The 21,362-nt window shown below is 67.9% G+C and carries 15 protein-coding genes; 10 read left to right on the forward strand and 5 right to left on the reverse strand.

Features of this window, described 5'->3' with window-relative positions; all coding sequences use genetic code 11:
• Window positions 1-61: 61 nt before the first annotated feature.
• Window positions 62-1,141 carry a DNA polymerase IV gene (gene dinB, locus VIR09_RS23945; RefSeq protein ID WP_332015110.1) on the reverse strand — a complete coding sequence of 360 codons (1,080 nt, stop codon included), beginning with the start codon at window positions 1,139-1,141 and terminating at the stop codon, window positions 62-64.
• A 103-nt stretch (window positions 1,142-1,244) separates the two neighbouring features.
• On the opposite strand from dinB, the gene VIR09_RS23950 reads away from it, so the two are divergent.
• A complete protein-coding gene (locus VIR09_RS23950) occupies window positions 1,245-1,667 on the forward strand; it encodes a PaaI family thioesterase (RefSeq protein ID WP_332015111.1) in 423 nt (140 codons plus the stop codon).
• 36 nt (window positions 1,668-1,703) lie between these two features.
• On the opposite strand, the gene VIR09_RS23955 is transcribed toward VIR09_RS23950, so the two are convergent.
• Both VIR09_RS23955 and VIR09_RS23960 read right to left on the reverse strand, forming a co-directional pair.
• Window positions 1,704-2,156 carry a BPTD_2524 family lipoprotein gene (locus tag VIR09_RS23955; protein WP_332015112.1) on the reverse strand — a complete coding sequence of 151 codons (453 nt, stop codon included), beginning with the start codon at window positions 2,154-2,156 and terminating at the stop codon, window positions 1,704-1,706.
• Window positions 2,157-2,224: 68 nt separating this feature from the next.
• Complete coding sequence (locus VIR09_RS23960; RefSeq protein WP_332015113.1) at window positions 2,225-3,040, reverse strand: IclR family transcriptional regulator; 816 nt, start codon at window positions 3,038-3,040, stop codon at window positions 2,225-2,227.
• A 108-nt stretch (window positions 3,041-3,148) separates the two neighbouring features.
• On the opposite strand from VIR09_RS23960, the gene VIR09_RS23965 reads away from it, so the two are divergent.
• The 3 genes from VIR09_RS23965 to VIR09_RS23975 all read left to right on the forward strand — a co-directional run bounded on the left by VIR09_RS23965 (window position 3,149) and on the right by VIR09_RS23975 (window position 8,256).
• Entirely contained in the window at window positions 3,149-5,221 is a 2,073-nt protein-coding gene (locus tag VIR09_RS23965; RefSeq protein WP_332015114.1) for a metallophosphoesterase, read from the forward strand.
• Window positions 5,222-5,249: 28 nt separating this feature from the next.
• Complete coding sequence (locus tag VIR09_RS23970; protein ID WP_332015115.1) at window positions 5,250-6,215, forward strand: tripartite tricarboxylate transporter substrate binding protein; 966 nt, start codon at window positions 5,250-5,252, stop codon at window positions 6,213-6,215.
• A 124-nt stretch (window positions 6,216-6,339) separates the two neighbouring features.
• Window positions 6,340-8,256 carry a S9 family peptidase gene (locus VIR09_RS23975; RefSeq protein ID WP_332015116.1) on the forward strand — a complete coding sequence of 639 codons (1,917 nt, stop codon included), beginning with the start codon at window positions 6,340-6,342 and terminating at the stop codon, window positions 8,254-8,256.
• Here VIR09_RS23975 and VIR09_RS23980 read toward each other — a convergent pair.
• The gene (locus tag VIR09_RS23980) at window positions 8,246-9,460 is read right to left on the reverse strand and encodes a GGDEF domain-containing protein (protein WP_332015117.1); all 1,215 of its coding nucleotides are present in this window, start codon (window positions 9,458-9,460) and stop codon (window positions 8,246-8,248) included. The genes VIR09_RS23975 and VIR09_RS23980 overlap by 11 nt on opposite strands.
• Window positions 9,461-10,012: 552 nt before the next feature.
• On the opposite strand from VIR09_RS23980, the gene pgaA reads away from it, so the two are divergent.
• From pgaA to pgaD, 4 genes are read left to right on the forward strand one after another with little or no spacing between them, the layout of a single operon-like run.
• On the forward strand, window positions 10,013-12,484 hold the full coding sequence (pgaA, locus tag VIR09_RS23985) for a poly-beta-1,6 N-acetyl-D-glucosamine export porin PgaA (RefSeq protein WP_332015118.1): 2,472 nt from the start codon (window positions 10,013-10,015) through the stop codon (window positions 12,482-12,484).
• A gap of 20 nt (window positions 12,485-12,504) precedes the next feature.
• On the forward strand, window positions 12,505-14,538 hold the full coding sequence (gene pgaB, locus VIR09_RS23990; protein ID WP_332015119.1) for a poly-beta-1,6-N-acetyl-D-glucosamine N-deacetylase PgaB: 2,034 nt from the start codon (window positions 12,505-12,507) through the stop codon (window positions 14,536-14,538).
• Complete coding sequence (pgaC, locus tag VIR09_RS23995; protein ID WP_332015120.1) at window positions 14,535-15,875, forward strand: poly-beta-1,6-N-acetyl-D-glucosamine synthase; 1,341 nt, start codon at window positions 14,535-14,537, stop codon at window positions 15,873-15,875. The genes pgaB and pgaC overlap by 4 nt, the downstream gene beginning before the upstream one ends.
• Entirely contained in the window at window positions 15,872-16,318 is a 447-nt protein-coding gene (gene pgaD, locus VIR09_RS24000) for a poly-beta-1,6-N-acetyl-D-glucosamine biosynthesis protein PgaD (RefSeq protein WP_332015121.1), read from the forward strand. Before pgaC ends, pgaD begins: the two co-directional genes overlap by 4 nt.
• A 101-nt stretch (window positions 16,319-16,419) precedes the next feature.
• Here the strand turns inward: pgaD and VIR09_RS24005 are convergent, their stop codons facing one another.
• Window positions 16,420-17,664 (reverse strand): MFS transporter, encoded by a 1,245-nt coding sequence (locus VIR09_RS24005; RefSeq protein WP_332015122.1) that lies wholly within the window; start codon window positions 17,662-17,664, stop codon window positions 16,420-16,422.
• Window positions 17,665-17,835: 171 nt separating this feature from the next.
• On the opposite strand from VIR09_RS24005, the gene VIR09_RS24010 reads away from it, so the two are divergent.
• Both VIR09_RS24010 and VIR09_RS24015 read left to right on the forward strand, forming a co-directional pair.
• Entirely contained in the window at window positions 17,836-18,636 is an 801-nt protein-coding gene (locus VIR09_RS24010; protein WP_332015123.1) for a helix-turn-helix transcriptional regulator, read from the forward strand.
• 217 nt (window positions 18,637-18,853) lie between these two features.
• Window positions 18,854-21,362, forward strand: a 2,509-nt coding sequence (locus VIR09_RS24015) for a PBP1A family penicillin-binding protein (RefSeq protein ID WP_332015124.1), incomplete at its 3' end; no start/stop codon positions are given.

Here is a 21,362-nt window from a genome sequence, read left to right on the forward strand (position 1 = left end):
GGCCGGATCCGCGGCCCGCTCGGCCTGCCGGCCAGGCGCGGACGCCAGCCAGTCGCTCCGCTCAGAACGCGCCCCCGAACAGATCGGGCTGGCGCGTTTGCTCTTGCGGGTCGGCGAAGTTGCTCATCCCCACCCCCGCCAGCCGGTACAGCGTGTCCGGCGGCAGGTCCACGCGCTCGCACAGCAGCCGGGCGACGGCGGCCAGCTCCGCCGCCGATCCGGGTGGACTCGGGCTGGTCTGGCTGCGCGTCAGGATGCGGAAACGGTCCGTCTTCAGTTTGAGCACCACGGTGCGGCCCAGGGCGCCCTTCTTCAGCGCCTGGTCCCACACGCGTTCCGCCATGCGGTCGATGGCCTCGCCCACCGCGTCCAGGCGGATGTCCTGCGAAAACGTGGTCTCCGAAGAAACCTGCTGCAAGGGCTGGTCGGTCTGCACCTCGCGCTCGTCGATGCCGCGCGCCAGTTCGTACAGGCGCCGGCCGTAGCGGCCGAAATAGTGCTCCAGTTCCTGGGCGCTGTGCGTGGCCAGGTCGCCCACCGTATGGATGCCCAACTGCTCCAGGCGCGCCTGCGTCACCTTGCCCACGCCCGGCACCTTGCGCACCGGCAAGGGCTCCAGGAAGGCCAGCACCTTGGCGGGCCGGACCACGAACAGCCCGTCCGGCTTGTTCCAGTCGGACGCGATCTTCGCCAGGAATTTGTTGGGCGCGACGCCGGCCGAAGCCGTCAGCCCGGTTTCCTCGCGGATCTGGTGCCGGATGACCTGGGCGACCTCGGTGGCCGAAGGCAGCCCCAGCTTGTTGACCGTGACGTCGAGGTAGGCCTCGTCCAGCGACAAGGGTTCGATCAGGTCGGTATGGCGGGCGAAAATCTGCCTGACCTGGCGCGAGACCTCGCGGTAGCGGTTGAAATCCGGCGGCACGTAGATCGCGTGCGGGCACAGGCGCTCGGCCCGGGCCGCGGACATGGCCGAATGGATGCCGAAACGCCGCGCCTCGTAGGACGCGGCGCACACCACCGAGCGCGGCCCGATCCAGGCCACGACCACGGGTTTGCCGCGCAGGTCCGGATTGTCGCGCTGCTCCACGGATGCGTAGAACGCGTCCATGTCCACGTGCACGATCTTGCGCAATTCATTCATGGTGGTGCTGCCCCCATGAGCCGTTCATCGCCTGAAGTCCCGTGGCAAAAACATATATTATGACCGGCGACAACCGACTTCCCATTCCCGCCCGCAACGGTCCATGACTGCACCTTCAACCACCCAAACCGACTACTTCGGCCTGACCATTCCCTTCATGCATTTCATTGGCCTGGTACCCGAGAGCATCGCGCCGGCCTATGCCCGCACCTCGCTGCCCTGGCGCGCCGACCTGACCAACAGCCGCGGCGACGTGCATGGCGGCACGCTGATGAGCGTGCTGGACTTCACTCTCAGCGCCGCCGCCCGCGGTTCAGCCGACGGCACCGAAGGCATGGCCACCATAGACATGAACACCTCGTTCCTGTCGCCCGGCACGGGCGACCTGGTCATCGAGGCGCGCTGCCTGCGCCGCGGCGCCTCGATCGCTTTCTGCGAAGGCGAGGTCCGGCGCGCCGACGGCGAGCTGGTGGCGCGCTCCACCGCCACGTTCAAGATCATCCGCCGCCGTCCTGGCGGCGACTGAGCGCGCAGGCGGCGGCAAGCCGCCGGCCCCTGCGCGTCAGTTGGGCAGGTCGCGCGAGGGCTTGACCGGCGGACGCGGGTCCAGCGGCATATAGCTGCTGCACGACACCAGGCTGTAATAGACCGCGTCCTGCATCGCGCGCATCGCGGCCGCGTCCCAGGTGCCCTTGCCCCACACCACGATGCGTACATCGGTAGTCTTGGGGCCGGCCGCCTTCAATTCGACCCGCGTCACTTCATTGTCGCTATAGGGCGCCAGCACCTGCACCACGCCGGACTGCGCGCTTTCGTTCAGGGTGTCCACCACGCGGTAGGCATTGTCGGTGCTGCGCAGGCAGTAGCTCGCCTGCCGGATTGCCGCGTCGTAGGCGTCCTTGAAGCTCACCGGGGCCTTGAATTCGCTGTGCGGCGACGAGCCGGACGAAATGCCCATCGAGCAGCCTGCCAGGCCCAGGGCCAGCGCCGAAGTCGCGACCAGTTTCCAGTACATGTGTATCTCCAGATCAGTGCCCGCGATTATCCCGCATATCCGCCGCGCGCGATAAGCGCCGCCCCCGCTCACATGATCCCGATGCGGTACTCCAGGTTCTTGACCAGGGTCCGCAGCCGCGGGCCCAGGGTTTCGTAGACGTGCTTTTCATCCAGGTTATCGGCCGGAATCGTCACGTTGAAGGCCAGCGGCAGGTCGTTGGAACGATAGCGCATGGGCGTGGCGATGCCGCACAGCTCGGCCCGCCAATCCTTGCTGACCACGCAGAAGCCGTGCTGATCGATAGCCTCGAACGCCGGCTGCAATGACGGCCCGAAACGCTCCCAGTCCTCCGGGAATTCCTCGGCCAGGCGGCCGCAGATGAGCTCGCGCTCTTGCGGCGTCTGCGCGTAGAGCAGCGCGCGCCCGGTGGCGGTGCGCAGCAAGGGGCGCGCCGAGCCTATGTCCGGGCGCGAGGCATTCGACGCGCCGTCGTGCACCGTTTCCACGTAGACCACCTGCAGGCGGTCGCGGATGGCCATGGACACCGGCCCCTTGGCATAGCGCGCCAGTTCGATCATGTCGTGCGCCGCCAACTGCCGCAATGTCAGGTGCACCAGCAGGGGATAGCCCAGCGTCAGGACCGCCGGGCCCAGCGAATACTTGCCGGTGCGCTCGTCGCGCCGCAGATAGCCCAGGCCCACCAGCGTGAACGTCAGCCTGGACACCGTCGGGCGCGTCAGCCCGAGCATTTCGGCGATTTCCTTGTTGCCCAGCTGCGGCTCGGACGCGGAAAAACACTTGAGCACGTCCAGGCCATTGGAGAGCGTGGAGGCAAATCGCGGGTGAGCTTCCAGCGAGGCGCGGGATTCGAGTTCGTAGTTGAGCGGGGTTTTCGAGTGCATATCGGCCTAGGGTTCCGGAGCATTGACAGTATATCGTCTGCCGAAATACAAACATTCCGTTCACTATAAACACTTGAATTCCATTTATTGAAATTGAAAGGCCAGTTGATGACGAATCCCCGCTTTTCCCGCCAGCCCTTGGGCGCCCGACTGTTCAGCTTTGCCGTGGTGGCCGACACCCATGTCAACGAATCCGAAGACACCTGCGCATCGCCCTTTGCCACCAACGCGCGGGCCAATGCCCGCGCACGGCACGTCTTCGCCGACATTGCCGCCCTCGATCCCGCCCCCGCCTTCACGATCCACCTGGGCGACATCGTCCATCCGGTGCCGAGCATGCCCTCGTTCGAGGAAGCCGCCGACCGCTTCAAAGCCATCGCCGGCCAGATCGACGTCCCCCTGCACCTGGTACCCGGCAACCATGACGTCGGCGACAAGCGCATCGACTGGATGCCGGCCGACATCGTCTGCGACGACTACCTGGACAAGTACCGCCAGGTGTTCGGGCCGGACTATTACGCGGTGGACCATGGCGGCGCGCGCTTCCTGTTCCTGAACGCCCTGCTGTTCAATTCCGGATTGGCGGCGGATGCCGCGCAACGCGCCTGGATCGACGAGCAACTGGCAGGCGCCAGCGGCCGCGTGTTCGTGTCGCTGCACTACCCGCCCTATCTGCACGATGCGGACGAGCGCGGCTCCTACGACAACATCGACGAGCCTGGCCGCGGCTGGCTGCTGTCGCGCCTGGCCGATCCGCGCGTGGAAGCCGTTTTCGCCGGCCATGTCCACAACTTCTGGTACGACGTCATCGGCCACGCGGAGATCTACATGCTGCCGTCCACCGCCTTCCTGCGGCATGACTTCTCCGAGTTCTACCGCGTGCCGCCAGCGGACGAATTCGGCCGCGGCGACGTCGAGAAATTCGGCTATTTCATCGTCGACGTGCACGAGCAGGGTCATGTGGCCAAGCTGATCCGCACCCATGGCGCCATGCGCGGCGCAGCCGATGCCGGCAAGGCCGCGGCGCGCACCCTGCCCACGGTCCACACCAAGACCGCCGCCTGCGACGGCATCGCGGTCGAGATGCGGCACCCCTGGGCCGAAATCGTCGAGATCCCCTGCACCGGCGGCGTACAGGAGTTCGGCCGCAAGCTGGCGCGCAACGACTACCCCCTGATGTCCATGTGGGAAATGGGGCTGCGCACCCTCAAGATTCCCGTGCAGGACCTGCGCGACGACAAGACGCTGCGCCGCGCCCGTCTCATGTCCGACGTCGGCCACCGTTTCGTGCTGACCTCGCTGGGCCTGCCGGACGCCAAACTGCTGCAACAGGCGCGCCAGCATGGCGTGGCCATCGCGGCCATCGAGATCAACCTGAACGCCCAGGCGCTGGAGAAGGCCGGCGCGGCCTTGCAGAGCCTGCGCGTCCACACCGACGCCCGCCTGCTCTATTGCAAGATCAGGACCGGCGCGGACGACGACCACTTCGACGGCAAGCACTACAGCCATTTCGTCAACACCGGACTGCGCGCGTCCGAGCTGGAGGCGGCGCAATCCAGCCTGCTGCCGCACTTCGCGCAGAAGAACCTGGACGGCTTCACCGTGCGTCTGGACTGGGGCGCCGACCTCATCGCCACGCACCAGCAACTGGCCCGCCAGGCGCGGGACTGGGGCGCGACCGTGAACGTGGGCGTCAAGCTCGCCGACCGCCTGGCGGCGGCGAACGACGACGACACCGCCATCGCCGCGCTGGTTGCCGAAGCCTTCCTGGCGGCCCGGACCACCGACGCGGTCAGCTATTCCTTCGACACCTTCATGGACGTGGACCGCGGTTACTTCCCGCGCAACGGCCTGATCGACCGCCGCTACGACCCGCGGCCGGCCGGACTGGCGCTGGCGGCGCTGAACGCGATCTTCGCAGACCAAGCCGCGGACGCCGGATCGGTCGAACGGATCGACGGCGAGGCCGGCCTGCGCCTGTGCCGCTACCAGTCCGGCGGGCAGACCTATGAACTGGCCTACGGCAGCGGCCCGGCGCTGCAACGCCAGGTCGAGGCCGGCGCATTCACGCGCGTCGTCGATCTGACGGCCCAGCGCGTGCTGCAAGCAGGGGACGACTGGACCGGGTACGCGCGCCAGCCTCTGCCTGACCAGGCGCTGCTGTTGATCCAGCGCAACTGAACTCACACATCCGCACAGGAGCCACCCCATGTTTCGATACGCAATCAAACTCGCGGGCCTGCTGGCCGCCGCCTGCCTGCCGCTGTACGCCCAGGCCCAGTCCTACCCCGACAAGCCGGTGCGCCTGATCGTCGCCTACACGCCGGGCGGCGCCACCGACGTGATCGCCCGCATCCTCGCGGCCAAGCTGAGCGCAAGCTGGGGGCAGCAGGTCATCGTGGAGAACAAGTCCGGCGCCAGCGGCATGATCGGCGCCGAACAGGTGGCGCGCGCCACGCCCGACGGCTACACCCTGCTGCTGGCCTACACGCCCGAGGTCTCGATCAACAAGCTCGTCTATAAGCAGATGCGCTACGACCCCTTGAAGGACCTGCAGCCCATCGCCCTGGTCGCGGATGCGCCGCTGGTGCTGGTCAGCGGCCCCAAGCTGCCCGCCACTACCTACGCCGACCTGAAGCGCCAGGGCGCGCAGGCGCCGCTGGTCTATGGCTCGCCCGGCATGGGCGGCCAGCAGCACCTGGCGGGCGAACTGCTGCGGGTGCGTTCGGGCATGAACCTGACGCACGTGCCCTACCGCGGCACGGCCCTCGCCGTGGCCGATCTGGTAGGCGGCCAGATCGACATCTTCTTCGCCACGGCGCCGGCCATCATCGGCCAGATCGGCGCCGGCAAGCTGCACCCGCTGTTCATCGCCGGCCCCCGGCGCCAGGACGTCCTGCCCTCGACGCCGACGGCCAAGGAGGTGGGCCTGGACGACTTCGACATTTCCAACTGGTTCGGCCTGTTCGGCCCCGCCGGCATGCCGCCGGCCCTGGTGGACCGCATCTCCAGGGACACGGCCCAAGCGCTGCAGTCCGCCGACGTGAAGGAAAAGCTGCAGGGCCAGGGACTGGCCATTGCCTACAAGCCGCCCCAGGAATTCAAGGCCTACATCGGCGCCGAAATGGCCAAGTACGGCGCCATCGTCAAGGCGACCGGCCTGGAGCCGCAGTAAGCGTTGACCGTGGCCAGCGCGGGCCTGCGGGCGGTTCGACACCGCCCGCGCCGCTATGGCATTATCGGCGGACCACCTGGCGGCCGGCCCCAAGCGCCGGCCGCGGCAACCTCGGAGGTCCCCCTTGTTCTCATTCCTCAAGCGCACCGTCCTGGCCGCCAGCATCATCGGCGTATCGCTGGGCGCCAGCGCCGCGCAACCGCCGCGCGCCTATCCCCTCAAGGATTTCTTCCGCAACCCCGAGCGGGGCTTCTTCCGCCTGGCCGACGACGGCCGGACGCTGGGCTTCATGCAGCCCACCAGCGTGGACGGCAAGCCCGCCCGCATGAACATCTACGTGCAGCCGCTGCAAGGCAGCACACCGGTGGGCGACCCGCGCCAGCTGACCAGCGAAACCGCGCGCGACATCAGCAACTTCTTCTGGAAAGGCGCCGACGTGGTGCTCTACCAGAAGGATTTCGGCGGCGACGAGAATTTCCACGTGCTGGCCGTCAACGCCAAGACCGGCAAGATCACCGACCTGACCCCCTATGAAGGCGTGCGCGCCGGCATCGAAGACGATCTGGAAGACGATCCCGACCACGTGCTGATCAGCCACAACCAGCGCGACCCGGAAGTCTTCGACGTCTACCGCGTCAACGTGCACACCGGCGCCGCGGTGCTGGTGGCGCAGAACCCCGGCAACATCGTCGGCTGGCAGACCGACCATGCGGGCAAGGTGCGCGCCGCCGTCGCCAGCGACGGCCTGAACACCACCCTGCTCTATCGCGATACCGAATCGTCCGAATTCCGCCCGCTCGTCACCACCGACTACCGCACCAGCGTGAGCCCGGCGTTCTTCACCTTCGACGACAAGAAGTTCTACGCCCTGTCCAACCGCGGGCGCGACAAGCTGTCGCTGGTGGTGATCGACCCTGCCCAGCCCGAGGCCGAGGAAGAAATCTTCACCCCCGACACGGTCGACCTGGACTCGGCGGGATATTCGCGCAAGCGCCGCGTGCTGACGGTGGCCGCCTACCAGACCGACAAGCCGCAATACAAGTTCTTCGACGAGCAGACCGAGACCCTCTTCAAGAAGCTGTCGGCGAAACTGACCGGCTACGACTTCGCCATCCAAGGCTCCAACCGCGACGAAGACAAGTTCATCGTCGCCGCCTACAACGACCGCACGCCCGGCTCGCGCTACATCTACGACGCGGCCGCCGACACGCTGACCAAGCTGGCCGACATCAACCCCGCCATTCCCGAGGCGGACATGTCGCGCGTGCAGCCCATCAGCTACCAGACCCGCGACGGCCTGACGGTCCACGGCTACCTGACGCTGCCTGCCGGCCGCGATCCGAAGAACCTGCCTTGCATTGTCAATCCGCACGGCGGCCCCTGGGCGCGCGACGGCTGGGGCTACAACCCCGAAGTGCAGTTCCTGGCCAACCGCGGCTTCTGCGTGCTGCAGATGAACTTCCGCGGATCGACCGGCTATGGCCGCGCCTTCTGGGAAGCCAGCTTCGGCCAATGGGGCCTGAAGATGCAGGACGACATCACCGACGGCGTGCAGTGGCTGATCGGCCAGGGCATCGCCGACCCCAAGCGCATCGGCATCTATGGCGCCAGCTACGGCGGCTATGCCACGCTGGCCGGGGTGGCGTTCACGCCCGATCTCTATGCGGCCGCGGTGGATTACGTGGGGGTGTCCAACCTGTTCACGTTCATGAAGTCCATTCCGCCGTACTGGAAGCCCATGCTGGACAAGATGCAGGACATGGTGGGCGACCCCGAACGCGACCGCGAGCGCCTGGCGGCCACCTCGCCCGCGCTGCACGCGGACAAGATCAAGACGCCGCTGTTCGTGGCCCAGGGCGCCAAGGATCCGCGCGTGAACAAGGACGAGAGCGACCAGATGGTCAAGGCGCTACGCGCGCGCGGCGTCGAGGTCGAATACATGGTCAAGGACAACGAGGGCCACGGCTTTCACAACGACGAGAACAAGTTCGAGTTCTACGAAGCCATGGAGAAGTTCCTGAAGGAACATCTCAAGCCCTAGCCTCCTCCTCGACGATCGCCGCCGGGCCGCGCTCCTGCGCGCGGCCCGCGGGGCGGCCGATCCAGGCCATCTCCACGCGGTCGCGCCCATGTTCCTTGGCGCGGTACAACGCGTCGTCGGCGCGGGCCAGGATGCCGTCCGCGCTGTCTCCCGACTGATACGAAGCCAGGCCGCCGCTGGTGGTCATGCGCACTTCCCGCCCTTGCAGATGGAAAGGCGTGTCGCGCAGGGCGTCGCAGACGCGTTGGGCCTGCACCAGCGCGCGCGCCGGATCACAGTCGTACATCAGCAGCACGAATTCCTCGCCGCCCAGTCTGCCGAAGCGGTCGCTGCCGCGCACCGCCCGCTGCACCACCTGCGAGAAATGGCGCAGCGCCGCGTCGCCCGAGGCGTGGCCGTAGCGGTCGTTGATGGACTTGAAGTGGTCGATGTCCAGCACCAGCACCGCCAGCTTGCCGCCGGCCCGCTTGCAGCGCTGCAGCTCGCGTTCCAGTTCGTCCAGGATGCTGCGGCGCGAGTACGCGCGCGTCAGGCCGTCGAAGGTCAGCGCGGCCTCCATCCGCTCGGACAGGCTGGTCTGGATCAGCAGCAGCAATGCCAGGAACAAGCCGGGCACGGTCACCGTTCCGCAAACGATGAAGAACAGCCCCCACGGCGTCGGGTCGAGCAGCGACGCCGGCGCCTGCCCGCCCACGCTGTAGACCACCACGCGCAAGGCGTGCAGCGCAGCCAGGCCGAAGCTGGCCAGCATCAGGTACAGCATCACGCCGCGCGTCTGGATCCGCTTGCGCTGGCGGAAGAACACCATGCCCGTCGCCACCATGGTGGCGAAGGTGTAGGCGGAAAACAGCAGCATGCGCGCGCGCAAGTCATCCACTCCATACAGCAACAGCGCGAACGCAACGATGCAGAGCCCGCCCAGGGCGACCGTGCGCCGCACCAGCGGCCGCAGGCCGAAGAACTGCCGCACGCCGATGTAGACCAGGCTGACCGCGCAGATCCAGGCGGCGTTCGACGCCATCACATAGACGCCCGGCGGCAGGATCTGCGAGGCCGCATAGGCGAGCAGCGACAGCACCGCCAGGGCATTGCCCACGGTGAAGGCCCGGATGCCACCCACGTCGCGGGCGCGGAACGGCGCCAGCAATGGCAATGCCAGAGCCGTGGCCAAGCCCCACATCAGAAAGAAGAGAGAAGTCGTCATGGTGTTTGCCGGCACATGCCCCGCAGGCGTGCGCCGTCGCTCGTCATTGCTGTTGCACTGGGTTCACAGATCTGGAGGCGTTACATCCCACCACTCCAGACGCTTTTTGTTACCCGCGCGGCGACAGACCGGCACTATCTGGCGCCCGTCCGTCGCCGCACGCCGTTTCGCCCTGAACCTCTACCGCCCGCGCCAAGACGATTGCGCGGCAAGCGACGAAGAATACGCCAAGGCGGGGCCTGCGCAACCTTCCTTTGCACTAATTGACAGTTACCTGACAGTTAACACACTTATAATTTCGTTCATTGACGGTGCCGCGAAGAGCGCCGCAATCACGCCCTACGGGCGTGGCGCGTACTAGCCATGCACTCCCTTAGCGCGAGTGCGAAGGTCCCCGCAGCGGGCGCCGCGCAGTCCTAACCAAAAAGTGTTCCCTCCCCGTGCCGCCGGCGCCTTTGTGCTGCGCGTCGCCTCGGCTCGCGCCGACAAAAGGCACGCGCACGGCCGGCCGGACCAGGAACGCCCCGAGTAGCAACTGCGGAAGTAAAACAGATGCAAAAAAGAGGATCGACACCCCCGGGTGCCGCTGGACCAAGACTGAGCCTGCTGGCGGCTTGCGCCTTGCTGGCTCCCGCCCTGGCCCTGGCCGCCCCCGGTATGGACTATGACGGACTGATCGCGCGGGCGCGAGCCGGCGATTACGAACCCGCCCTGGCCATGCTGCGCCAGCAAGGCCAGAGCGGCGGCAGCCGCGCCATCTACGACCACATCATCATCGCGGGCTGGGCCGGCAAGCCCGAAGAAGCCGTCGGCGCCTACGAGCAATTGCCGCAAGGCGCGGCGCTGCCCGCGGACATCCAGCTCGCCGTGGCGCGCGCCTACCGCGACCTGCAGCGCTGGCCCGAAGCCCTGGCCGCGTACCAGGCGGGAGCGCGCCGCCATCCCGGGCAATCCGCCTTCCGCGCCGGCGAAATCATGACCCTGGCCGACGCCGGCCGCTACCCCGAAGCGCGCGCCGCGGCCGCGCAATGGCTCAAGCGACAGCCCCGCGATGTCGACGCACGGCTGGCCTTGAGCTATGTCCATGCCCGCCAGGGCGAGCCCTACGAAGCGCTGCACCAGGCCGACCTGGCCCTGGCCGCTGCGCCCGACACCCCTTACGTGTTGCGCGAGTACATCCATGCCTTGCAACGCGCGCGCATGGCGGATGTGGCGCTGGAACTGGCGCGGCGCCATCAGGACCTGTTCGACGCCGGCCAGATGCGCGGCTTCGAGGCCGACGCGCTGGCCCAGCAGGTGCGGCTGGCGGCCATGCCCACCCGATCGGAAGCCGAACGCTTCGTGCTGGCCGACCGCGCCCTGGCCCGCTACGACGAACTGATTCCGGCCTGGCAGCAGCAGGAAGACGCCCGCGCCGATGCGCTGCGCGCCCGGATCGACCGGCTGCACGCCTTGCACGCCCGGGTGCGCATGGCAGATCTGGTCCGCGAGTACGAAGCCCTGCTGGCCGAGGGCGCCACGGTGCCGCGCTACGCCTTGAACGACGTGGCCTCGGCGTATCTGTACCTGCGCCAGCCCGAACGCGCCCGCGACATCTATCGCCAGGTCGCCGCCGACGATGCCCTGCGCGGCGACGATGCCGAACAGCGGCTGACGACGGAAACCGGCCTGTACTACTCATTGGCCGAAGGCGAACAGTTCAACGAGACCGGCGCCGTCACCGACGGAGTCGAATCGGGCTATGCCCCCTGGCTGTACTACAAGGGCCAAGCCACCCGCATGCCCAACGACCTGAACCTGGAAAGCCGGCAGACCCTGGCCTCCGCGCGCCTGCAGGCGAACGACACCGTCGCCGCGCAGCAGCGCCTTGAAGAGATGGTCGAAAACGCCCCCAACAACTCGGGCCTGCGCAGCGACCTGGCGACGGTCTACCGCGCCCGCTCGCTACCCCGTGCTTCGGAAACCGAGCTGAAGATGGCCGAGACCTTGGCGCCGCGCAGCCTGGGCGTGGAAAACGGCCAGGGCTTCACCGCCCTGGACCTGCAGGAATGGCGCCAGGCCGAAGCGCTGTCGCAAGACACCCTGGTCCGCTCGCCCGAGAACCTGACCAGCCGCCGCCTGGCGCGCGAATGGGAGGTGCACAACAAGGCTGAACTGCGCATCAACGGCTACCGCGGGCTGGCCTCGGACAGCCCGGTCAACGGCAGCGGCGACTTCGGCATCGACGCGGTGCTCTATTCCTCCCCGCTGGACTACAACTGGCGGGTCTTCGGCGGCGGCGGCTACGCTTCCGGCGACTTCGAGGAAGGCCGTGGCAACTACCGCTGGCTGCGTACCGGCGTGGAATGGCGCGGCCGCGACCTCACCGTCGAAGGCGAAGTCTCCACCCACGACTACGGCCATGGCGTGAAGCCCGGCGCCCGCCTGTCGCTCGCCTACGACGTGGACGACCACTGGCAAGTGGGCGGCTCGGGCGAGATCATGTCGCGCGAAACCCCGCTGCGCGCCCTGACCAGCGGCGTTTCCTCCAACAGCCTGTCGGCCTTCGTGCGCTGGCGCGCCGACGAGCGCCGCGAATGGACCCTGGCCTTGTCGCCCTCGCACTTCAGCGACGGCAACAACCGCTGGGCGCTGGGCCTGGCCGGACGCGAGCGCGTCTATACCGCGCCGCGCCTGTGGGCGGACCTGGAGTTCGAGGCCTCCACGCAACGCAACAGCCACGACAGCAACGTGCCCTACTTCAATCCGCGTTCGGATCTGATGCTGCTGCCTGGCGTGCGCCTGACCCACACCCTGTACCGTCGCTATGAGACCGCCTGGGAGCAGATCGGCACCCTGGGCGCCGGCACCTACACCCAGCAAGGCTACGGCACCGGCGGCGTCATCGCGCTGGGCTACGGCCAGCGATACCGCGCCAACGACGTCCTCGACATGGGCGCCATGATCACCGGCACCAGCCGCCCGTACGACGGTGAACGCGAGCGCGAACTGCGCATCGTATTCGACCTGACGTACCGCTTCTGAACCCGGAACCGAGTAACGCCATGATGCTTAAAACCCATACCCGCCTGATCCTGGCCGGCCTGCTGCTGCTCGCGATCCTGGCGCTGACCGCTTGCGCCAAGGACATTCCGGTCTATACGCCGCCGGACCAGCGTCCGCTCGCCCCCGCGGAACAGCCCTGGGTCCAGGGCCAGTTCCTGGCCCTGGCCTACCACGACGTGGAAGACGACGATCCCGACCAGGGCTTTCTCAGTGTGCGCACCGACCGCCTGGTCGAGCAGTTGGCCTGGCTGCGCGCCAACGGCTACCAGGCCGTGACCGTGGACCAGATCCTGGCCGCGCGCCAGGGCGGCAAGCCGCTGCCCGAACGCGCCGTGCTGCTGTCCTTCGACGACGGCTACCGCAGCTTCTACACCCGCGTGCTGCCCATCCTGAAAGCCTACCAATGGCCCGCGCTGCTGGCGCCGGTCGGCATCTGGATGGATACGCCGGCCAACCAGCGCGTGGACTTCGGCGGCAGCCCCGAGGACCGCAAGCGCTTCCTGAACTGGGACGAGGTCCGCGAGATCTCGCGTTCGGGACTGGTGGAGATCGCCGCCCACACCAACGCCTCGCACTACGGCGCGCTGGCCAACCCTCAGGGCAATACCGAGCCCGCCGCCGCCATCCGCGCCTATGACGCGCAGACCCGCCGCTACGAGACCGAGGCGCAATTCGAGGCCCGCATGGGCGGCGACGTCGCCGCCATCACCGAGAAGATCCGCCGCGCCACCGGCAAGAAGCCGCGCGTGTGGGTCTGGCCCTACGGCGCCGAAGGCGGCTCCACCCTGCGCATCACCGCCGAGCACGGTTATCAGCTGGCGCTGACGCTGGAGGATGGTCCGGGCCGCGTCGGCCGCCTGATGTCCACGCCGCGCCTGCTGCTGTCCAGCGACCCGACGCTCAAGCCCTTCGCCAACAGCGTGGTCGGCATGGAGGCCCAACCCTTCATGCGCGTGGCGCACGTGGACCTGGATTATGTCTACGACCCGGACCCGGCGCAGACCGACCGCAACCTGGGTGAGCTGGTGCAGCGCATCCTCGACATGCAGATCAACACGGTGTTCCTGCAGGCCTATTCGGACCCCGTGGGCGACGGCCTGGTGAAGTCGGTCTACTTCCCCAACCGCTGGCTGCCGATGCGCGCCGACCTCTTCAACCGCGCCGCGTGGCAGTTGCACAACCGCGCCAACGTGATGGTCTACGCCTGGATGCCGGTGCTGTCCTTCGACCTGGATCCCGCCCTGCCGCGCGTCACGCGCTGGCAGGAAGGCGAAGCGCAGCCGGCGCCGGACCCCGACCAGTACCGCCGCCTGTCGCCGTTCGACGCCACCGTGCGCGCACGCATCGGCGACCTGTACGAAGACCTGTCCCGCTACGCGATCTTCGACGGCATCCTGTTCCACGACGACGCGCTGCTGTCGGACTTCGAGGACGCCAGCCCCGGCGCGCTGGCCGCCTACCGGGCTGCGGGCCTGCCGGGCAGCATCGCCGAATTGCGCGCGGATCCCGCCACCCTGCAACGCTGGACCCGCTACAAGAGCCGCGCGCTGGTGGACTTCACCGCCGAGCTGACGCAGCGGGTACGCGCGGTGCGCGGTCCGCAGATCAAGACCGCCCGCAACATCTTTGCCGAACCCATCCTGAATCCCGGCAGCGAAACCTGGTTCGCGCAGAACCTGGACGACTTCCTGGGCGCCTATGACTGGACCGCGCCGATGGCGATGCCGCTGATGGAGAACGTGCCGGCAGGCAAGGAAAACGCCTGGCTGGACCGGCTGGTCGACACCGTCGCGCAGCGCCCCGGCGCGCTGGACAAGACCGTGTTCGAACTGCAGGCGCGCGACTGGCGCACCGGCCCCGGCCGCCCCGAGGCCACCCCCGTCGACACGGCCGTGCTGGCCGGCTGGATGAAGCGGCTGCAGTTGCGCGGCTCGCGCAGCTTCGGCTACTACCCCGACGATTTCTCGCAAGACCAGCCCCGGCTGCAAGGCATCCGGCCCGCCATTTCCGAAGCCTGGTATCCCCTCCGATGATAGACCGTCTGATTGCTCTGCTGATTCTCTGCGCGGTGCTTGGCGCGCCCTTCGGCTTCACCCTGATGCTGACCGGCGAGGCGCTGCTGGGCTTCGTGTTCTTCTATCCCCTGTTCATGTCCGGCATGTGGATGGCCGGCGGCATCTATTTCTGGTGGCATTGGGAGCGGCACTGGAAATGGGGCAAGGACAGCCAGCCGCCGGCCCTGGCCGGCAATCCGCTGGTGTCCATCCTGGTGCCTTGCTACAACGAGGCCGACAATGGCGAAGAGACGCTGCTGGCGGCGTTGGGCCAGAACTATCCGCACATCGAAGTCATCGCCATCAATGACGGCTCCAGCGACGGTACCGCCGAGATGCTGGACCGCATGGCCGCCGCCCATCCGCGGCTGCGCGTGGTGCACCTGGCGCAGAACCAGGGCAAGGCCATGGCGCTGCGCATGGGCGCCATGGCGGCGCGCAGCGAATACCTGGTCTGCATCGACGGCGACGCCATGCTGGACCCGGACGCGGCCGCCTACCTGGTGGCGCCGCTGATCGACAATCCGCGCGTGGGCGCCGTTACCGGCAACCCGCGCATCCGCACCCGCTCCACCATGATCGGGCGCATCCAGGTGGGCGAGTTCTCGTCCATCATCGGCCTGATCAAGCGCACCCAGCGCGTCTACGGCCAGGTGTTCACGGTGTCCGGCGTGGTCGCCGCCTTCCGGCGCGCGGCGCTGGACCGCGTGGGCTACTGGAGCCTGGACATGATCACCGAGGACATCGACATCAGCTGGAAGCTGCAACGCGACCACTGGTCGATCTTCTACGAGCCGCGCGGCCTGTGCTGGATCCTGATGCCCGAAACCCTGCGCGGACTGTGGAAGCAGCGGCTGCGCTGGGCCCAGGGCGGCGCCGAGGTCTTCCTGAAGAACCTGCGCTCCATCTGGGTCTGGCGCCATCGCCGCCTGTGGCCGCTGATGGCCGAGTTCTGCCTGTCCACCGCCTGGGCCTTCGCCTTCGGCGTGTCGGTGCTGCTGTGGGCCCTCAGCCAGGTGGTCACGCTGCCCAACAACATGCAGATCGCCAGCCTGATGCCGCCCGCCTTCACCGGCATGATGCTGGCGGTGGTCTGCCTGCTGCAGTTCGTCGTCAGCATCCTGATCGACCGCCGCTACGAGCCCGGCCTCGCCCGCTCGCTGTACTGGGTCATCTGGTATCCGCTGGCCTTCTGGATGGTGAGCCTGTTCACCACCCTGGTCAGCTTCCCCAAAGTCATGCTCCGCAAGCAGGCCCGCCGCGCGCGCTGGACCAGCCCGGACCGGGGCATCAAATCACCGGACGCAACGTCATGATCATCACCACGCAACGTTCCCGCGCAGGCTATCTGTTCGACCTGGTCCTCACCGCCATCGGCTGGTTCGCCTTCGTCTACCTGTTCGGCGCCGGCATCCTGGCGATCCTGCGCGCCGCTGCGGGCGGCCCCGGCGTCTCGCTATGGCCGGTGTTCCTGCCCACCGTGCATACGCTGTGGGGCTACGCCCTGCTGGCGCTGGTCAATGCCGGCGTGCTGGTGGCGTGGGCGGTCTACAACCACCGCAAGTTCGCCGGCAAGGATCGCCGCAAGCCGATCAAGCCCGTAGGCGACCGCCGCGTGGCCGCCAGCTTCGCGATCAGCCCGGCGCAGCTGATGCAGGTCAGGTCGGCGCACACCTGCATCGTCCACCATGGCGCGGGCGGAGACATCACCGGGATCGAGATGGGCCGCGCTCACCTGAGCGCCCTGCGGGCAGGCTAGGTCCCGGGCCAAGGGAAAGCGGGCGCCGCGCGCGGCCTTCCCGCTGCCCGGCCAGGCGCCCGCGCTCGGCGGCGCGCCTTCTCCACACCTGGCGCCCGCGCTCAGCGGCGCGCCTTCTCCACATTCGGCAGCAGGATCGCCACCACGCCCAGCAGGGGCAGATAGGCGCAGACCTGGTACACGTAGCCGATGCTGGTGGCGTCCGCCAACTTGCCCAGCGCCGCGGCGCCCACGCCGCCCATGCCAAAGGCAAAGCCGAAGAACAGGCCGGCAATCATCCCCACCTTGCCCGGCACCAGCTCCTGCGCGTAGACCACGATGGCCGAGAAAGCCGAGGCCAGCACCATGCCGATGATCACCACCAGCACGCCGGTCCAGAACAGGTTCATGTAGGGCAGCAGCAGCGTGAACGGCGCCACGCCCAGGATCGACACCCAGATCACGATCTTGCGGCCGATGCGGTCGCCAACCGGACCGCCCACCACCGTGCCCACCGCCACCGCCGCCAGGAACAGAAACAGGTACAGCTGCGCCTCGCGCACCGACAGCGCGAACTTGTCGATCAGATAGAAGGTGAAGTAGCTGTTCAGGCTGGCCAGGTAGAAATACTTGGAGAACACCAGCACCCCCAGTACCGTCAGCGCACCCAGCACCTGGTTGCGCGACAGCCCGTGGCCAGTCCCCTCGCGGCGCGCGCGCGGCTTGAGCCGGACGCGGTTGGCGCTGTACCAGCGGCCGATGCCGGTCAGCACCACGATGCCGAACAGCGCCGCCAGCGAGAACCACGCCACGCTGCGCTGCCCGTGCGGAATGATGAAGAGCGCGGCCAGCAGCGGCCCCAGCGCCGAACCCACGTTGCCGCCCACCTGGAACAGCGACTGCGCCAGGCCATGGCGCCCGCCGGAGGCCATGCGCGCCACCCGCGAAGACTCCGGATGGAACACTGACGAGCCCGTGCCCACCAGCACCGCGGCCACCAGCAGCCAGCCGAAGGACGGCGCCATCGACAGCAGCAGCAGTCCCACCAGAGTGAAGCCCATGCCCACCGGCAGCGAATACGGCTTGGGATGGCGGTCCGTGTAGAAACCGATGAAGGGCTGCAGCAGCGATGCCGCCAGTTGGTAGACCAGGGTGATCAGGCCGATCTGCGCGAACGACAGGCTGAACGAATCCTTCAGCATGGGATAGATGGCCAACAGGATCGACTGGATCATGTCGTTCATCAGGTGCGCCACGCTGATCGCGCCCAGCACCTTGAAGGCGGTGGACGGATCCGAGGAGGCGGCTGGCGGCGGCGCCGTGTTGGCGTCGGCGATACCGGCGGCGGGGGTCTGGGGTGGATTCATGGGTAGCTGACGCGGATAAGGGGATGGGCGTGCCCGGCGCCGTGCCGGGACCTGCAGCCAGTGTAGGAACCCGGGCCGGAAGCCATATGCCAATTTCCGTCGTTTAAGTGACAAAATGCGGAAAATGCACTTGAGCCGCCCCCTCTCATCCTTACGCCGGAAGTGACACGCATGCCCGCCCGACTGCTTTTGCCCGACCCCGCCCGCAGCGTCAATCCGCAGGACTACCAGCACCGGCCGCGCGTGGTGACGGCGATGGCCAAGGAATTCCCGGCGGGCACCCGCACGGGCACCCATTCCCACCCGCGCGCCCAACTGGTCTACGCGGTCGAAGGCGTCATGCGCGTCACCACCCCCAGCGGCTTCTGGGCCTTGCCGCCGCTGCGCGCGCTGTGGGTGCCGGCGGGCGTGCCGCATGGCGTGGACATGGTGGGTGCCGTGTCCATGCGCTCGCTCTATCTGCAGGCAGAGGCCGCCCAAGACTACTGGCCGCAGTGCCAGGTGGTCGAGGTCAGCGGCCTGCTGCGCGAACTGATCCTGGCGCTGACCGCCGAGCCCATCGAGTACCCGCTGGGCGGCCGGGCGGAGCAGATCGCCGCCCTGGTGCTGTCCGAGCTGGCCGCCGCGCGCGTCGCGCCGCTGCAGATCCCCTGGCCGCGCGACCGCCGCCTGCAGACCATCTGCGCGGCGATCCTGGACGATCCCGGGCTGCAGCGCGGCATCGAGGACTGGGGCGATGAAGTCGGCGCCAGCGCGCGCACGCTGATCCGCCTGTTCCAGGCGGAACTGGGGCTGAATTACCGGCAGTGGGTGCAGCAGGTCCGGCTGGCCGAGGCGGTGTGCCGGCTGTCGCAGGGCGTGCCGGTCGCGCGTATCGCCTCCGATCTGGGCTACCGCAGCGCCAGCGCCTTCTCGGCGATGTTCCACCGGGCGCTGGGCGCCCCGCCGCAGGGGTACCTGAAGAACGGCTGACGCCTGCAACCGGACTTGCCGTTTGTCACGGCGCGCAATACATTTCAGGGCGCTCCCGCGCCGCAACGCCGCAGCAAAGCCGCGTCCGGCGTATGCTAGAACCCGTCCCTGAATTCCCCCGGTGTTTGCGCTACCTCCGTCCCCCGGGCAAGTTTGGTTACCGAAACCTTATTGCTCCCTGGGCGGTCTATAGCGTTCTGCCCTAGAATCGCCTGCAATGAGCACCCCCCAGCAATCCTCCGCCACCCCGGGCGGCAAACCGGGCCTCCCCTGGAAACGAATCCTGATCAAGGCTGGCGTCGCCGCCGGCGGCGCTGCCGTGTGCGGCGGCGTTGCGCTGGGCCTGGCCCTGGCCCTGGCCTGGCCCAGCCTGCCCGACCTGCACGCCATGACCGACTACCGCCCGCGGGTGCCGTTGCGCATCTATACGGCGGACAAGGTGCTGATCGGCGAATACGGCGAAGAACACCGCAACGTGCTGCGCTTTGACGAGATCCCGCCTGTGATGCGCCAGGCGGTGCTGTCGGCCGAGGACGACCGCTTCTACAGCCATGGCGGCGTTGACTGGATGGGCGTGGCGCGCGCGGTGCTGACCAACCTCGTCAAGGGCTCCAAGAGCCAGGGCGGCAGCACCATCACGATGCAGGTGGCGCGCAACTTCTACCTGTCGTCCGAGAAAACCTATTCGCGCAAGTTCTACGAGCTGCTGCTCACCTTCAAGATCGAATCCGAGCTCTCCAAGGACCAGATCCTTGAGCTCTACATGAACCAGATCTACCTGGGCCACCGCGCCTATGGTTTCGCGGCCGCCTCGCGCACCTATCTCGGCAAACCCTTGTCGGAAGTGACGCCGGCCGAGGCCGCCATGCTCGCCGGCATCCCCAAGGCGCCGTCGCGCTTCAACCCCATCACCAATTTCCCGCGCGCCGAGATCCGCCAGCACTACGTGCTGGGCCGCATGAAGACGCTGGGCTACCTCACGCCCGAACAGGCCGATGAAGCGCTCAAGCAGCGCCTGACCATCCGCGGCGCGGACGGCGCCAGCGCGCGCGGCTTCGCCATCCATGGCGACTACCCGGCCGAATTGGCCCGCCAGCTGATGTACGGCGTGTTCCAGGAACAGACCTACTCCAAGGGCATCGACGTCTACACCACCATCGATTCCAAGGATCAGGAAGCCGCCTACCGCGCCGTGCGCGACGGCGTCATGGACTACACCCGCCGCGCCGTGTATCCCGGCCCCGAAGACCAGATCGACCTGCCCGACGGCGTCGAACAGGATGCGGCCGCGCTGGACGAGATCCTGGACGGCGTGCAGGAAAAGACGCCTGACAGCGAAGACCTGTTGACCGCGGTGGTGCTGGCCGCCAGTCCCACCGAAGTGACGCTGGCGCGCAGCGCCCGCGACATCATCACCATCAGCGACAAGAAGGCGCTGGCGGTGGTGGCCCGCGCGCTCAACCCCAAGGCCAGCGACAGCCAGCGCCTGCGCCGCGGCTCCGTGGTCTACATCCACAAGAACGGCGACGGCTGGGAAATCATCAACATGCCGACGCTGCAGGCGGCGCTGGTCTCGATGGTGCCCCAGGATGGCGCCATCCGCGCCATGATCGGCGGCTTCGATTACAACCGCGGCGGCTTCAACCGCGTGACGCAGGCCTGGCGCCAGCCCGGCTCCAACATCAAGCCCTTCGTCTACGCCGCGGCGCTGGAACGCGGCCTGACCCCGGCCACCCAGATCTCCGACCAGCCCTTCATGCTGACCGCGGAGCAGACCGGCTCCAAAGCCTGGCAGCCCAAGAACGACGGCAACAAGTACGAGCCCATGCTGACCCTGCGCCAGGGCCTCATGCGCTCCAAGAACATGGTGTCGATCCGCATCCTGCAGGCCATCTCGCCGCAGTATGCCCAGGACTACCTGACCCGCTTCGGCTTCGACAAGTCGCGCTGGCCTGCCGTGCTGCCGCTGGCCCTGGGCGCGGGCGGCGCCACGCCGCTGCAAGTGGTCAACGGCTACAGCGTGTTCGCCAACGGCGGCTACCGCGTCACGCCCTACCTGGTGGACCATGTGACCGACCGCTCGGGCAATGTGCTGATGAAGGCGCAACCGGTCGTCGCCGGCGACGAGCAGGCGCGCGCCATCGATCCGCGCACGGCCTGGGTGATGGACGACATCCTGCGCGGCGTCACGGTCAGCGGCACCGCCGCGCGCGCGCACCAGGTACTCAAGCGCAACGACATCGGCGGCAAGACCGGCACCACCAACGAGGCCGTGGACGTCTGGTTCTCGGGCTTCATGCCCAACCTTGCCACCACGGTCTGGATGGGCTTTGACCAGCCCAAGTCGCTGGGCACCAACGAATTCGGCAGCGGCCTGGCCCTGAGCACCTGGCTGGCCTACATGCAGCCCGCCTTGAAGGGCGTGCCCGAAACCAAACCCGCGCCGCGGCCGGACGGCCTGCTCGTGGACAACGGCGAATACTATTTCTCGGAATTCCCGCCGGGGCAGGCCGTGGCCTCGCTGGATCTGTCCTCGGGCGACGCGCTGACCGATTTCCTGAACAACAACCGCTCGACGGACGGCGTGGACACCTCGGTCAAGCCCTTGCCTCCCAGTGGCGCCGTGCCGCAGAGCAGCGCTGGCCAACCGCCAGTCGCCCTGCCCGTCCCCGTGGCGCCCGCAGGCGGCGCACCGGTCGGCAACGCGCCTGTCATCCCGCCCATCC

Source organism: Achromobacter sp. (assembly GCF_036567245.1).
GTDB lineage: Bacteria > Pseudomonadota > Gammaproteobacteria > Burkholderiales > Burkholderiaceae_B > Achromobacter.